Below are 13,856 nucleotides of genomic sequence, written 5' to 3' on the forward strand. Positions count from 1 at the left end.
CCGGCCGCCTCAAGTTCGTGAGCGCGGCGCGCGGCGGCCACCCGATGCACCCGGCGCGGATAGACCCTGCCGTCGCGCTTAGTCCGGGCCTGCGGGTAGGTCCTCTCAAACGCGTCCTGGTCGTCAAACATCAGCACCACACTGACGCCATCGACCTCAGCCACCTCGAGCTGCTCGGCGCTGGCAGCGATGAAGTCGTCAACGGCCTGCAGTTCAGCCACCAGCCCTGCCGGCGGCGCCGCGGTGCTGCGCTCGAACTTGGCGTAACGCTTCGCATCCACACCGAGTAACCGAGCGGTCTCCTCCTTGAGCAGGCCCGCCGCCAGCCGGCGCACGGTGAGGTCACCGCGCTGCTCACCGCGGTACACCTCAACGACGCGGCCGTGCCGGCTCAACTGCCCGGCGGCCCGCCCCACGGCCACATGCTGCAGCGACAGCGGGTAGGCCGCCAGATCCCGCAGAGTGCGCGCGTCGGGATGGGCGTCTTCAAATTCGGCCTGGTCGACCACAGCCCTCAGCACCACGGTGCCTTCAGCCGGCGCCGCGGCGATAATGCGCGCGGCCTCGCCGGCGACAAACTCCTCCATCGCGATCAGCTCGTCGACGAGCTCCGGACCGACCTCCAAGGCACCAGTCTCCCGCGAACGGTATTTGCGCAGATCGACACGCAGCACCGGCACGAGGTCCTCGACGCGCAGACTCAACGCGTTGCGACGAGCGATCAAGTCTGACCACAGGTACGGCGGCTCGTCGATGTCGTCCTCCCGGATGCAGACAGCGGCGGGCGACACACCCGCCAAATCCACTTTCATGATTCCTTCTCCCCTCCGGAGATCTCGGGCCGGCCCCTTGCTGGCCTGCCCTTCCACGCCGATGCTACCAACGCCATGCGACGCTGGCGGTTATCCACCTCGCGCCTACTGCAGACTGGATGATGACTGGCATGCTCAACCCAGGCACGCCAACGGAGAGGAGGACGCGGGTGAAGAGGAACCGCCTGAACAGCTCAGTCTTCTTCGCAGTGATGGCTGCGCTATTTCTGGCACTCTTCGTGGTAAACGCCATCCATGGCACGTGGCTGGGCTTGATCAGTACGGGGGCCTGGCCGTGTTGATGGGGTACCGGGCATGGTCGGACAAGCGCCGCACGAACCAGCAATAGACCCACAACGCAACACCGACCGGTGCTCAACCCAGTGGACTTCCCCCGCGCGGCGGCGCCTGTAGGTTCTCGCTTTTCGTGTCCTATCGCGCTCCCCTGAGCTGCGGCGATGCGATTAGTCTTGTCTCTACGGTTTATCTCAAATTCGCGTCATTTATAGGCGAGCAAGATCGCCCTAAGTTCAAATCTCGAACTGCAGGGGCAATGCCACCGTCGGCATTCACCGGCGTCGGTGGGTACCAGCGCAGTTCGTAGTGCCAATCGATGCCTTCGGCGCCAAGTCGGTTTCCGGTCACGTTGCCGCTCTCGTCTCGTTCGGCGACGCGGACTCGATGCCAATGGGCGATCCGGATATGAGGCGGGAGCCTCCATCCAGCAATGCCCACATCTCCTGTGCGCTCGCCCGCTTGCCGGCGGTACTGTCGCAGCGCTGCGCCGGTCCGCCATCCCAGATTGCCGATTTCGGCGCGGCGGATCTGCTGCGGTCGAGAAATCTGCTCAGCGGGAGGCCAGTCGATTTCGGGATCACCCGCCGCGGAGTACAACAACAGCGACAACGACAACGGGATGAGGACCGGCAACTCCTCGCCATTGGAGTTCCCAGCCTCGTGCGCACCTTGAATCTGCACCCTGACCAGATCGGCCAGCGTCGTCGCTGCTGCAAGGTCGCCGCGGAGCGGGAAAGTCACGCTCTGGACTTGCGGGGTCGGGTCGCCCTCCTCCTTATACACCCACATGCACCGAACACCCTGCGCTGCAGGTATATTCGTGTAACCCGTTAATACGCCGCGGCCGTCGGCGCCTCGAAGCTTCATGTTGCCCACCGCAGGCGTCGGTCCCGAACCTGTCAAGTTCCGGTACTGACTGACCGTGCCGGCCACGACCATTCCGAGGTAGTGACACATGCGGCGCCCGTCGTGCAGTGACAGCGGGGTGGCAAGGCTGTAAGCGACGGCATCGAACGGGAACCGTGTCAACCAGTCCGGGACGAGCTCCACATCGGTCTTCGCGTTGATCAACGCGCCAGCGAACTCGTCGTCGACGCGCAACACCACAGGACTGTCGGACCACTTCTCGAAGATCATCCCGGCCACGTCTTGAGCCCACTGCGTGGCGGGGTTGCGTGCTGGTGGTCGGTTCGCCCACCACTGGAACGCGGCGATCACCGCGGCCGCATCATCAACCTTGATGTGCCGCTTGGTCCGCAGATCGCGACCTTTCTTCTTCACCACACCCCCATCCTCCCGCACGCCGAGCCGGACAACGCGAGAACACGCACATGGTCAACGCCGCACGAGCGAACCCGGCGCCCTCAAAGGTGATCAGCAGGCGGGAGAGAGGTGTGTCGTTTCCCCGTCGACATCGCCAAAGGACTCCTCGCCCTGTTAACCCTCGGGGCCGACGCCATCGTCCTGACAACCGCGCTAGGAGGAATCGGATGCTTCCTACGCCGGCGCAAACCGGCGATCTAATGCACCATCAATAGAGCTCGGCCACACAGCGTTAGCGCTCCGGCGGAGGCAATCGGCCGTGTCGCGCCGATCAAGCGTTTGCGGCATCCCTCCCCTACGGGGGATCATTGTCGACGTCCAACCATGCGCGAGAGGGGTGGGGGTCGTTGCCCACTGCCTACGGCGTCCGGGCCGACGTCGTCTGGCCCAGCGACCTGGCCTTGCCACCCAGGCCGCCAGCTCTCGTGTACCTGGACACGTTCGCCTGCATCAACCTGGCGAAAGTCGCGGTCGGGACCGCACCACCCGGCTACCGCGACCTGTTCGCGGTCTGTCGGCAGGCTCTGGCCGACGGCCGCGCGATGTTCCCGTTGTCGTCGACGCACATCCTGGAGATCTACAACATCGCCAGCGCCGCCCAGCGCCGGGACGTTGTAGCAGTGATGGAGGAGTTGTCCGACTTCAACTTCTTCCTGGGACGCCCCCAGATCATGGAGCTCGAGTTCGAGGCCGCGCTCAACGATCTGCCGACCATGACGGTCACCTCTCAAGGGCACATCCCGCTTGTGGGAACGCACATGCTGCATGCCTTCGGGCAGAAGGGCGGCATCGTCTTCGAGGGAACCACCGCGGAGGAAGCATCGTGGTGGGCTGAGAAGCTCTGTCAGGACATGGGAATACAGACAGGCGCTGATCCGATGGCAAGTCTGAATCGATGGGCGATGCGCCAACTGGTCACCGGACCCGACGACCACGAGGATCCTGCCTTACTCCAAGCCGGGTACAGCTTGGACGGCTGGCGCGACATGCTCAAGAAGCGGGCCGAGCGGGAGAACGACCTCGTCGGCAAGCTGGATGCGGATCCAGCGCTTCGGCAGTCCAAGTTGCGCGACGTGGTCAACGCCAATGAGCTTTACGCCGAGCTCGGACACCTGGTCGACCGCGCACAGAGAGCCACCGGGCTGTCACTGTCCCAGATCCTCGGGATACAGGATCCCCCGACACCCGAATGCCTCGCCAAAGTACGGAATTTCATCGACGGGATGCCCTCAACCCGCGTGGCCGCTTCGGTGAAGGAGCGATACCACAGCGATAGTCGCCATGAATGGACGACGAACGACATGCAGGACATCGATGCGCTGGCGATCGCAGTGCCCTACTGCGACGCGGTATTCATCGACAAGGCCGCGCGCAACCAGGTGGTTACCAGCCGCGAGCTGAACGTCTTCCAGCCTTTCCTTCCTCGCCGCCCGGCAGATTTGGTCGACTGGCTTACCGATCTGCCAACGCCGTAGGCGGCCTGGCTTTGGCGGGCAATCGTGACGTCGGTTGTTGGCGAAATCTGGTGCCGCTCGGGTTGCCGCCACTCTGATTCTGTTGGTCAATATTGACGCCATTGTGAGATGGGCGTGTCGTGGTGGCCGAGGCGGTAAGAGTCGGTTCCGGTCATCGAAGATGTTGCGGCCGAATATGAATCGGCCGACGATGGCTGCGCAGAGTCGTGAGTCGGTAAAGCCGCGATCCTGCCAACGACGTATTACTTGCCGGGTGTGGCGAAGACAAACAACGCCATGAAGGCGAGGTTGATGAAGAAGACAGCTTCGACCAGGCCCACAGTGATGAGGAAGGGCGCGAACATTCGTTGTTGGGCCTCGGGTTGGCGGGCCACGCCGGCGACTAGTTGAGCGCCGGCCATGCCGTCACCGATGCCGGCGCCGATCGCGCCTCCGGCCATCATCAAGCCTCCACCGGCAAGGGCTCCTGCGGTGATGATTGCGTGGACGAGTTCGGGGTCCGCGGCCATCGGTTACTCCTCTACGTGAATTGTTGGATCAGGGAACTAACTGATGAAACAACTTGTGCAGCACCGTCTTCAGCGCTTATCAGCACGCTGATTTGGCGGGCGTTATCCCTCAGCAGCGGATCGTTGACGGCGATGCGCATTGCCTCGGCAAGGCGTTGCGAGGTGAGTTTGCGCTGGTTGATGGTGGCCGCGCAGATCCCGAGTTCGGTGATGCGCCTGGCCCAGAACGGGCCATCACCATAGGCGGGTAAGGCGATGGTGGGCACTCCGGTGCGAATACCTGCCGCGGTGGTTCCCGCCCCGCAGTGGTGCGCCACGGCGGCAACCCGAGGAAACAGCCAGTCGTGTGGGGTGTCGCCGATGGTCAACATATGGTCCTCGGCGACATGTAGATTGGTCCAGCCAGCTTGCACGATGACCCGGACGTCGGCCAGTTGGGCCGCTCGGCGGATCGTGTCCGATAGCTGCTCGGCTCGCGCCGAGGTGGTCATCATGCTGCCGAGCCCGACAAACACCGGCGGTGGACCGGCAGCGAGGAACTCGGCGAGGTCAGCAGGCGGTTCCCAGATGCCGGCGCTCGCCGGCCACCAGTAACCAGTGACTTCCAATCCCGGGCGCCAGTCCGTAGGCCGGGGCGCCACCCTCGGTGAATACCCGTGCAGGACAGGCCATTGCGCAGTGGTGCGTTGTTGACGCAGCCGACGGGCGGAGGTGCGCGACAGCCCGAGCTGGCGGCGGAATTGCGCGACCACGCCGCCGTATAGGGAGTCCAGTAACCAGGCGCCTGCGTTGGCGGCAACCCGATTTCCGCACGACCCGGCCGACCAGGAACCCACAATCGACGGCGGGTACTGCGCGGTCGCTGACAGTGGCTGCAACCGGAGCCCAAGAGAGGGAATAGCTTTCGCTTCGGCGAGCGGGTGTCCAACCATTTCGGCGAACGGTGATAGCAGCAGGATGTCTGCGGGTTCGTCGGCGACGGCCGAGAGGATGTCGTTGCCCAGGGCGCGCATGCCTCTAGGCGAGGCGAATGCTGCCAAACCTTTGACGGGTGATACCTCGGCGCCATCGGCGGCAGGCTGCAAATCGGCCGGCAGCTCGCGAAACCCCAAACCGCAGCCGGAAATCATGTCCGCGAAGGGGGTGTAGGCGGCTATGGCGACCTCGTGTCCGGCCTGCTGTAGCGCCACGCCCACCCCGGTGAGGGGAGCGACATCGCCGCGGCTACCCACGGCGATGATGACAATCCGGCTCATCGGTTCACCGCCACGGCACGACCGAAGATGGCGACCAGGTCTTCACCGTACGCACGGGCGTCGAAGGCGGGATCGCGCAAGATATTCTCCACCGCGGCATTGACCGCGCCCCGGAGGGCGACCGCCATCGACGTGATCGGGAAATCGCCGAATTGTCCATCCTGTTGCCCCGCCGTCAAGATCGTCGTCGGGTCCAAGACAGCCAGTTCCTGTTGTAGCTCAGCCGTCACTTCGAGTTCCTCGAAACGGCGCCCGTCTGCCGGCTGGTAGCTCGTACCGAGCTGCGTGAGGGCCGCCAGGTGCGAACGGTGGGTATCGAAGTACGCGACGCTGCTTGTGATGTAGGCGGCGAGCTTGTTCGCCGCGGTTGACTGCGCATCGACGGCCGGTCCGACGAACGACAGCGCCGTGCGATACATCTCCTCGACGATCGCGTCGACCAAGTTGTCCTTGGTGCCGAAGTGATACAGCACCGCGCTCATCGCCACCCCAACCCGATCAGCGATCTTGCGGATCGACGCCTGAGCCCACCCGATTTCGGCGATCACCTCGATCGCGGCGGCCACAATCTGCGCCCGTCGCGCCGACTGGGTGAAGGTCGCCGGCTTCTGCAGATCTGATCGCATACTCTGATATTAGATCAAGCGATCAGCGCGCGAAAGCGTGCGCCCACGTACGCGGTTCCTCGGCCTTTACGTGCATGCCGCAGAGCGGTGCGCCAACCGGCCGCCATCTCACGGAATTCGCGACGCCCACATTCGCAAATACTCGACCGGGAAAACGGGCGCCGACGTCAGGATTCACGAACAAACGACGCTGAGATCGGCACACAGGGCCAGCGGCCGGCAATCGCGCCAACGCGAGTAGATAACAACCGCTGTGCCTCTTACCTTATGTCCCATATGCCTTTTGGGGACATTTCAGATGAATTGGCACTGCCACGAGGAGAGGAGGAGGAGGAGGAGGAGGAGGCGCCGCCGCCAATAGCGCAGTCCGACAGCGGCTTTCACGTCCATTCAGTCAGCCGCGGTAGAGCACGACTGAGCCGGTCATATAGATCTGGCCAGCCTTTTTGCAGCCAGGCGATGTGTCCGTTGGACAGCTTGGAGGCGTCGATGATCGAGTCGACGCGGATTTGCTGTTCGGGGACTCCGAGTTCGGCGAGCTTGCGGTAGAGCGGGTTGGGCTCGATGTCGCGGCCGGCCAGGTACTCGAAGACATGCGAGCGTTGCCAGTCCCAGATCGGGCCATAGGTAATGGTGCCGTCCGCTCGGCGCACCACTCCGCCGACTTGCGCGCGTACATCTGACTGCGAACTGTGCTGTCGAGCCCGCGTTTCGGCGCCCAGACCGCGCCGGTACAGCATCCGTCGGCCGTGGGACTCCTCAGCGCGCACTCCCCACAGCGATCCGCGGCCGTAGCGGCGGTGCGCCTCGGCCGCGGGCCCGGTGATCATGATGTCGGCGAGCTGTCCGCGCAACCGACGATCGACTGCGTGATGGTCGAAACCACCGCCGGCGATCAGCACCGTCAGCAAATCTGGGTCAGCGGTGATCACGTGGTAGTTCAGCTGCCATTCCTGCGCCAGGTCCTCCAGATAACGCAGCGTCTCAGGGAACTGCAGCCCGCTGTCGAAGAACACCACTGGGATGTGCGGGTCGACCTGCCGAGCGAGGTCGACTACGACGGTGGAATCCTTGCCGCCACTCCAAGATACGAACCCGTCGTTCTCGTCGAGGTGTTCGGCGATGCGGTCGAGCAGATGCTGGTGGCCCTGGGCCCCGCGCCGGCGGGCGGCGATGCCGCGTAACGTGTGCAGGTCTAGTCCGGCCGGCGTCGTGGTCATCGTGCGTCGCTGACGGTGACGGTGCACCTCGGGAACAGCCGAGCGAGGTATTCGCGGACGTAGTCGATGCCCTCTGGGCCTTCGAGAATCGATTCCACGCTGGTGGTGTCGTCCCACCACCACCACTGTCCGTTGCGCTTGAATCCAAACGGCGGCGGCACGTTTGAGTCGATGTGGGTGCGGACGAAGGTGCGGGCCGCGCCGACGACGAACCACCAGTCGTTGCCGCCGAAGGTAATGGTGCCATCAGCGTCGGCGACGTCGGATAGTCTGCGCGGCAGCCTTACTCGGGCCAGGCACGGTTCGATGGCCGGCTTCCGCGGGCGGGTGAGCGAGCGGTAATGACCGTTGCGGCCGGGCTCGTCGGATCCAATGTCGGATCGGTTGGGGTGCACGATCCATTCGGTGGGGGTCATCACCGCTCCCTCAGTTGCAAGACGACGCGTTCGTTGAAGCCTCCGGATCGGGTTGCATAGGCGACGTGTTCGGCGGACGCTACGTCGAACTGCATTCCTCTCGGGAGGATATGGGTGGTGTCTTCCACGCTGTCGGAGCGACCCAAATACATCCCACGGCTCGTCACAACCTCGAACACCACATGCCGGGAGCTGTCGTGGCCCGGCGTCTCATGCAAGTTGTGTCGAGTGAGGGTGAACTGGTCGAACGCGATGCTCGCACCGGGCCGCAGGTTAGCCGGCAGGTCGGAGGGCTTGGTGATGTCGCCACGGTTATCGGGCAGCTTCACCGCAACGTAGACGCGGTGGGTGCGGTCGTTGAGGCGTTCATACGCCTGGATCGCCCTGTCGAGGCGCTGCACCTTCGCCCGATCAGTGTCCGCCAGTTGTTGGACGTCACCCGCCGAGCGGTGCAGCTTCTCGTTGATGCGCCGCCACTCAGTGGGGTCTTCGCTGGTCAGCATGCTCGCGATCGCGGCGTGCTGCGACGCCGGCGCGGCGGCCATCACCTGGTTCTTGACCGCCGAGCGGATCTTGCGCTGGCGACCGCTCAGCCTTTCCCGGAACTCCTCGCGGGGCGGCAGTTCGCCGCGCAGGCGCCCGGACTCGATATGGCTCCTATCTCGAGGCGTGGCGCGATCACGGTCGCGAGCCGCCCGGGTCAGTGAGGTGTCCGCGTCGCGCAGTTCGTCGGTGATCTGGTTGGCCAGGCGCTGGAAGCCACGCTCTGTCATCGCATCCTCGGCCACCTCGCGGGCGGCCTTCACGTCGCGCGCGGAGATCGGGCCACCTTCGACATCGACGACGACGGGTTGTTCCCGGTTCGGTCTGGCGGTCTTGGCACCCACGCGGTCTCAAACTTCCCTAGCTCGACGATCAAGGGCAGTGTATGGGCCAACCTGGACACCAAGCGGGATTGCTGCGCGCGCCAGACCGAAAAGAGGGAGGCGGCCCCGGATGGACTGATAATCAGCCTTCCGGAGCCGCCTCAGGTGAAACCCTCACCCGACCCCTGTGTGCGTTTCGTGTCGCTCACGATACCAACCGATCCGGCCGTATCGTGGCGCCAGCATGCTTTCCGATCCCGCCGCCGCGGCATGGGTTGCCGCCGGTCGACCCGCCGTGGACGCGCCGTCGCCGGTAGATGGCCGCTGCGGGCGCTGCGGCGAAGAGGGGCCGACCGTGCTGAGCTCGCGCATCATTTCTGAGAAGTTCACCGGTTTCGACGCCTGGCCATTCGGATCCCGCCGGCTCTGTGTGCCATGCGCCTGGGCCTACAGCACCCCTCCCACCACACAACTGGCTTTACTGGTCACTGCGACGACCGTGACGGAGTACTCCACCGGTGCCGCATTGGCTGACGCGCTCGCTGGCGGCGCCTTGCCGACCTCTCAAGCCGCGATCCTTCCGACCGCTCGACGCCGCCACATCCTGCCGACCGCCCAATGGGGACATCTCGCCACCGATGGTCTCGTCGTGCCCTGGGATGCCGCTGCGGCGACCCGGCTGACCGACCTGATCTGGCTGCGCACCACCGTGGGCGCAACCTGGACCCAGCTGAGCCATCCGGCGCCTCCCTCGCGGTTACTGCGCGCTCAGCCGTCCAGCCATTGGGGGCGCATCCTGGCTGCCTGGACAGCACTGCAGATATGGCGCACCGTCCCGCCACTGTGGGCAGCAGCTCGCGCCCTCACCACCATGCCGACGCCTCAGCCCTAACCCGCGCGCCGAGCGATCACCACCCGGTGACTGCCGGGCCATTTACGCTTCACCCATGACGGCAGCTCCCACTCCCACCCAGGCGTGGCGTGCCCTGGTTCCCGAACTGCCCCCCTTCGACGAACCCGCCCCGGACGCCGAAACGAAAGAAGCCGCCCGGCCCAGTCCCGCCGACACCGCTGAACGGCTGCTGCTGCTACTGCACTACAGCATCGACTGGGAGAGAAGCTGGCTCGCCGACCCGCGATACCGCAAAACCTACTGGGACGAGCTGCTGCCCGGTCGAGTTCGCCGTGCCGCCTACCGCGCCGACACCCTGGATCGCTGGTGGTCTGATGTGTCCATACAGCTCGAGGTCTGCGCGCCCCGGCAGCGGGATCGACGCCTCGAGCTAGCCATGCTGCTACGCCAACCGTCGCTACCCGTCATCGCCGTGCTACGTGACAGTCTGCCGGCACTGCTGCTGCGAGTGCGCATCATCGCCGAAGCTGTTGCCGAACAACGGAAAGCGGCCCGCGGGTGAGCTTGATCAGCGTTCACTTCGACATCGACGTCTTGGCCCGATCCTCGATCGTGCACCGCGAGGACTACAGCGCCATCGGCACCGACAATTTCGCCTTGTTCCGCCGAGAAAAAATCATCACCCCTACCGGTGAAGTGATACTTGTCCCGATCGTGTCGGGCAGCGGCTTCCGCGGCATCTTGCGCCGCATCGGAGAGTCACTGACCGCCGCCGTGCTCAACTACGAAGACACCGCCCTGCCCATCCCGGCAGCACACCTACTCACCAACGGCGGCCGGCTGGCCAAATCCGCGCGGCCCCTTACTGACGAGCAAGAACGCCGCCTCAAGGCTCTACTGCCCCAGGTCGCGGTATTCGGCGGGGCGGCGTCGGGCCGCATCATGTCGGGGCTACTGGACGTCGGCAAGGTGCTGCCCGAGATCGCCGAACTCTCCCACATCCTGCCCCGCCCACCGCGATCCAAAGCCTTGTCTGCCGTGCTTGGCGTCGCAGAAGAATCGTTTAGCCACCTGTCCGATCACCGCACCACCACCGCCTGGCCTCCCAGCACGGACTCGGATGAAAACAGCAGTCCGCTCGGACGATTCGGGGTGGAGACGCTGCCGGCCGGAACCCGACTTCAGACCTGGGTTCGACTCACCAACGCCACCCCCATCCAAGCAGCATTTCTGCTTTCCGTCCTGGACGAATTCGCCACCCGAGGACACCTCGGCGGCCGCATCGCCGCCGGCCACGGACAGGTCACCGCCACCGTCACCGCGACCACGCTTCGCGGAAATCTGCCCAGCGACAACATCGACTGGGCAGCGGACCTAACCGCTCACCGCGACGAGGCGATCACCACGCTATCGCAACTGAGTTGACACACACACATGATTGCTCTGCAGATCACCGCCACCACACCACACGGTGTCGTGCTGTCCCGCCCCTGGGGCGTGGCCTTGGATGGATTACTCGCCTCAGTACTGTGGCACCGCCGTAAGTGGGCCGCCCGCACAGCGGGCGAAGAGTTCACCTATCAGCACACCAAAGACCCTGAGACACTGGACCTTCCCCTCGCCAAATGCGGCAATCCCACCTCTGACGCCGACTGGCACTGGATGGCCACCTTCGCCGACCTCCACCCCCATCACGTCACCGACCCCGACATGCGCTGGCGCACCTCACGCACGAATCGGGGCCGGCTTCAGCAGCTGACCCCCGTCATTGGAAGCCAAGCAGTTTCCGACGCCCAGGGCCGCTATCAAAAGCGCATCGTCCCTGTCATGGCGCATCCCGCCGCGACCTTGACCTGGCGCGCCGTCGGCGACGCCGACCTCATCCGTGAGCTGCTCACCGACCTCTTTTCGATCGGCAAGCACCGCGGGGTCGGAGAAGGCCTCGTCACACGATGGGAAGTCACCGAAACCCCCGATATCTCACGCTGGGCCGCCGGCCACGAACACGAGCCCGGCGTACTCGGCCGCACAACGCCGGTGCGCTGCCTCACCCACACCCCCGGTGTCCAGACAGGACAGCTGGGTACCGCCGCCGTCCGGCCCCCGTACCTGCACCCTGCGAGCCGCGCCAACGCCTACCAACCAGCCCGCTAGCAGGCTCGCATCACGGCCACGAATGGACATTCTGCGCTTCTACGGCCTGAGACCAATAACACGTTAGCGGCCCGCTTGAACCCGGCGCCGTGGGCAGTGGAAAGCCTTGCTCGACAAGGGCTAACGCCGCACGAAACGCCGCCTGCCACTCGAGATATTTCAGATCTATCCCTTCGTGCACAGCGTCATTTCGCCTGGCCACTAGATCAGTTTTGAAACCCTCCGAAGGGCCCTGCCCCAATTCCCTCAGCAGTACTGCCTTCCCTCCAAGTCCCTGATGGCTTCGGTCGCGGAGGAGCCTTGCTCGCTCCCCCGACTCGGTTCCCACTAGCAGATCGTCAACCAGCTTGGTCGCAGCCAGCTCTGCTGCAGTGGCTGCATCGATGACCGAGCGGCGGTACTGATCGGCGTTTTGCAGAGCGCGCGCGTCCCGCAACAGAGTCCATGCCAGTGGCGGCTCAATGTGTGCGAGCGCCAAGCAATCCTGCAGAATCGTTGCGGTCACACCGAGGACTCGCTCAGGGCCCTGAACAACAGTGCCGCCGGCCCTCAACGGCTTCCTTTCCCCGCTTTCGTCGACCGTCCATATCGACGTCCGCGTATTCGGGTTTAACCAATCGCTGGCCTCGTGGCCGACTTGTGCGAGGCGTTGGTTAGTTGCAATCTCGAGCCATGTCCTGACATTCTCCCACCAGGTATCAATCGTGTTGAGAATCTCCAACGCTAGAAGGTCCTGCCCCCACTCCGAACGTATGGCGGGCTCCACGACCTCCGGCCCAGCCTGAATGCTGAAGGCAAGACGTTTGATGACAACACCTTTGAAGCCCAGCGTATGGTCCTTGTAGTGGATTCCCCATTCTTCATCGGGCGTGGGTAGCGCTGCCGCCCAATCGCGCGGAGGCGCCAAATAATCCGCAAGCCCGGTTTCAGCGTCGGGCGTCCGTGGCAGACGTACAGTCGCGGCGAAGACGCCGTCCTCTGTAACGAACGACGTCGAGTAGCTTGACCTGGCGGCAAGCAAGTCCACTTCGGCTAGAAAAGGCCGGTCCAGGTCGTACCACCATTCCAGATGCACGCCGTGCTCCGATGCGGCCATTTCTTCGTCAGACACTCGACCACGGTACCTACGAAGCCATGCGCGCACTGAGCGTCGAGTTCGTCTTCGTACTGATGATTGGACCCACAGCGAGCGCTTCACGTGGAGATGTACGCGCCCGCGTTGGCAGCCGCGTACAAGACCCGATGGCTTTGGCGGGCAGTCGTGACGTCCGTTGTTCGCGAATTCTGGTGCCGCTCCGGTTGCCGCCGGTTTGACTCTGTTGGTCAATCTTGACAGCAGGCTCGTCAGCACCGCCACGAACGGATTCTGTTCCCTCACCAGCCCATGTCGCGCGACACTTCTGCTTGGGCCGCCGCGACCTCGTCAGCAGTCGCCGCGGTCACATCCGCATCGGCCGCCCATTCGAACCGGGTCAAAAGATCAGCCAGCGCCTGCTTTTGCGCCGGATGCGTGATCGGCACCGTGTTCAGATCAGTATGGGCCAACCAGTCGAACAAGACGATCGCGTCGGCACGCCACAAACGCACGCTGACGGTAGGCAGGTCTTCCTCCATGTCGGTCAATCGTGCCATCCTCACGTCAGGGCAGTGCCTGGCCGATGGCGATCAGAAGGCCATAATCCGTAGCACCCATCACCTTGCCATGATGGCAGGCAGAGAGTAACTCAGCCGAGTTTGGGCTGATCAGGGGCTCCCTTAATGCCTGACCAGTCTCCAGAGTCCTTGCAACCAGAGTTGAAGTCGTCTTGGTCGAGACCTGCCGCATCACTGCTCTCTAGGGCCAGCAGCAGCATCGTGACGCATCCGGCTGGGTAGCGTGAGTTCTTGTCCTGAAGTCCTGCGTTATGCCCCAAGTTGTATGAACGCATGTCCTTGAAACCATGGGTGGAAACACCCCACACCAGGACAACCACGGCGACGACAGCGGCGATGGCGATTACCAAAAGCTTTCTGTCCCTCGTCATCCTGACCTTCCTATCGTCTTCGCGA

The 13,856-nt window shown here is 64.1% G+C and carries 16 protein-coding genes and 1 pseudogene; 6 read left to right on the forward strand and 11 right to left on the reverse strand.

What is annotated here, in order from left to right; translation table 11 throughout:
• Window positions 1-812 (reverse strand): hypothetical protein (locus AC5Y30_RS20725; RefSeq protein WP_499920794.1); only part of this gene is annotated, 812 nt, incomplete at its 3' end.
• Window positions 813-1,024: 212 nt separating this feature from the next.
• Between AC5Y30_RS20725 and AC5Y30_RS20730 the strand changes: the two are divergent.
• Window positions 1,025-1,161: pseudogene (locus AC5Y30_RS20730) on the forward strand (hypothetical protein).
• 134 nt (window positions 1,162-1,295) lie between these two features.
• On the opposite strand, the gene AC5Y30_RS20735 reads toward AC5Y30_RS20730, so the two are convergent.
• Window positions 1,296-2,393 carry an AcrVA2 family anti-CRISPR protein gene (locus tag AC5Y30_RS20735; protein ID WP_036473615.1) on the reverse strand — a complete coding sequence of 366 codons (1,098 nt, stop codon included), beginning with the start codon at window positions 2,391-2,393 and terminating at the stop codon, window positions 1,296-1,298.
• Window positions 2,394-2,779: 386 nt separating this feature from the next.
• Here AC5Y30_RS20735 and AC5Y30_RS20740 point away from each other — a divergent pair, with 386 nt between their 5' ends.
• The gene (locus AC5Y30_RS20740; RefSeq protein ID WP_064942985.1) at window positions 2,780-3,907 is read left to right on the forward strand and encodes a hypothetical protein; all 1,128 of its coding nucleotides are present in this window, start codon (window positions 2,780-2,782) and stop codon (window positions 3,905-3,907) included.
• 242 nt (window positions 3,908-4,149) lie between these two features.
• Here the strand turns inward: AC5Y30_RS20740 and AC5Y30_RS20745 are convergent, their stop codons facing one another.
• The 6 genes from AC5Y30_RS20745 to AC5Y30_RS20770 all read right to left on the reverse strand — a co-directional run bounded on the left by AC5Y30_RS20745 (window position 4,150) and on the right by AC5Y30_RS20770 (window position 8,821).
• On the reverse strand, window positions 4,150-4,416 hold the full coding sequence (locus AC5Y30_RS20745) for a F0F1 ATP synthase subunit C (protein WP_036473610.1): 267 nt from the start codon (window positions 4,414-4,416) through the stop codon (window positions 4,150-4,152).
• Window positions 4,417-4,427: 11 nt separating this feature from the next.
• The gene (locus AC5Y30_RS20750) at window positions 4,428-5,672 is read right to left on the reverse strand and encodes a glycosyltransferase (protein WP_036473608.1); all 1,245 of its coding nucleotides are present in this window, start codon (window positions 5,670-5,672) and stop codon (window positions 4,428-4,430) included.
• Complete coding sequence (locus AC5Y30_RS20755) at window positions 5,669-6,298, reverse strand: TetR/AcrR family transcriptional regulator (RefSeq protein ID WP_036473607.1); 630 nt, start codon at window positions 6,296-6,298, stop codon at window positions 5,669-5,671. Before AC5Y30_RS20755 ends, AC5Y30_RS20750 begins: the two co-directional genes overlap by 4 nt.
• Before the next feature lie 380 nt (window positions 6,299-6,678).
• Complete coding sequence (locus AC5Y30_RS20760) at window positions 6,679-7,518, reverse strand: phosphoadenosine phosphosulfate reductase domain-containing protein (protein ID WP_036473605.1); 840 nt, start codon at window positions 7,516-7,518, stop codon at window positions 6,679-6,681.
• On the reverse strand, window positions 7,515-7,934 hold the full coding sequence (locus AC5Y30_RS20765) for a hypothetical protein (protein WP_036473603.1): 420 nt from the start codon (window positions 7,932-7,934) through the stop codon (window positions 7,515-7,517). Before AC5Y30_RS20765 ends, AC5Y30_RS20760 begins: the two co-directional genes overlap by 4 nt.
• Entirely contained in the window at window positions 7,934-8,821 is an 888-nt protein-coding gene (locus AC5Y30_RS20770) for a hypothetical protein (protein ID WP_036473601.1), read from the reverse strand. Before AC5Y30_RS20770 ends, AC5Y30_RS20765 begins: the two co-directional genes overlap by 1 nt.
• A 223-nt stretch (window positions 8,822-9,044) precedes the next feature.
• Here AC5Y30_RS20770 and AC5Y30_RS20775 point away from each other — a divergent pair, with 223 nt between their 5' ends.
• From AC5Y30_RS20775 to AC5Y30_RS20790, 4 genes are read left to right on the forward strand one after another with little or no spacing between them, the layout of a single operon-like run.
• Window positions 9,045-9,692 carry a hypothetical protein gene (locus tag AC5Y30_RS20775; RefSeq protein WP_036473599.1) on the forward strand — a complete coding sequence of 216 codons (648 nt, stop codon included), beginning with the start codon at window positions 9,045-9,047 and terminating at the stop codon, window positions 9,690-9,692.
• A gap of 55 nt (window positions 9,693-9,747) precedes the next feature.
• Entirely contained in the window at window positions 9,748-10,215 is a 468-nt protein-coding gene (locus AC5Y30_RS20780; RefSeq protein ID WP_036473597.1) for a hypothetical protein, read from the forward strand.
• Window positions 10,212-11,078: an RAMP superfamily CRISPR-associated protein gene (locus AC5Y30_RS20785; RefSeq protein WP_036473596.1), complete on the forward strand. Its 867-nt coding sequence runs from the start codon at window positions 10,212-10,214 to the stop codon at window positions 11,076-11,078. Before AC5Y30_RS20780 ends, AC5Y30_RS20785 begins: the two co-directional genes overlap by 4 nt.
• A 9-nt stretch (window positions 11,079-11,087) precedes the next feature.
• Window positions 11,088-11,807 (forward strand): Csf3-related protein, encoded by a 720-nt coding sequence (locus tag AC5Y30_RS20790; protein WP_036473593.1) that lies wholly within the window; start codon window positions 11,088-11,090, stop codon window positions 11,805-11,807.
• A gap of 10 nt (window positions 11,808-11,817) precedes the next feature.
• Here the strand turns inward: AC5Y30_RS20790 and AC5Y30_RS20795 are convergent, their stop codons facing one another.
• From AC5Y30_RS20795 to AC5Y30_RS20805, 3 genes are all read right to left on the reverse strand, one after another.
• The gene (locus AC5Y30_RS20795) at window positions 11,818-12,918 is read right to left on the reverse strand and encodes a hypothetical protein (protein WP_139813804.1); all 1,101 of its coding nucleotides are present in this window, start codon (window positions 12,916-12,918) and stop codon (window positions 11,818-11,820) included.
• A 263-nt stretch (window positions 12,919-13,181) separates the two neighbouring features.
• Window positions 13,182-13,430 carry a hypothetical protein gene (locus AC5Y30_RS20800; RefSeq protein ID WP_196771085.1) on the reverse strand — a complete coding sequence of 83 codons (249 nt, stop codon included), beginning with the start codon at window positions 13,428-13,430 and terminating at the stop codon, window positions 13,182-13,184.
• 101 nt (window positions 13,431-13,531) lie between these two features.
• Window positions 13,532-13,831: a hypothetical protein gene (locus AC5Y30_RS20805; RefSeq protein WP_139813803.1), complete on the reverse strand. Its 300-nt coding sequence runs from the start codon at window positions 13,829-13,831 to the stop codon at window positions 13,532-13,534.
• Window positions 13,832-13,856: the final 25 nt, after the last annotated feature.

Source organism: Mycobacterium sp. NGS27 (assembly GCF_059813005.1).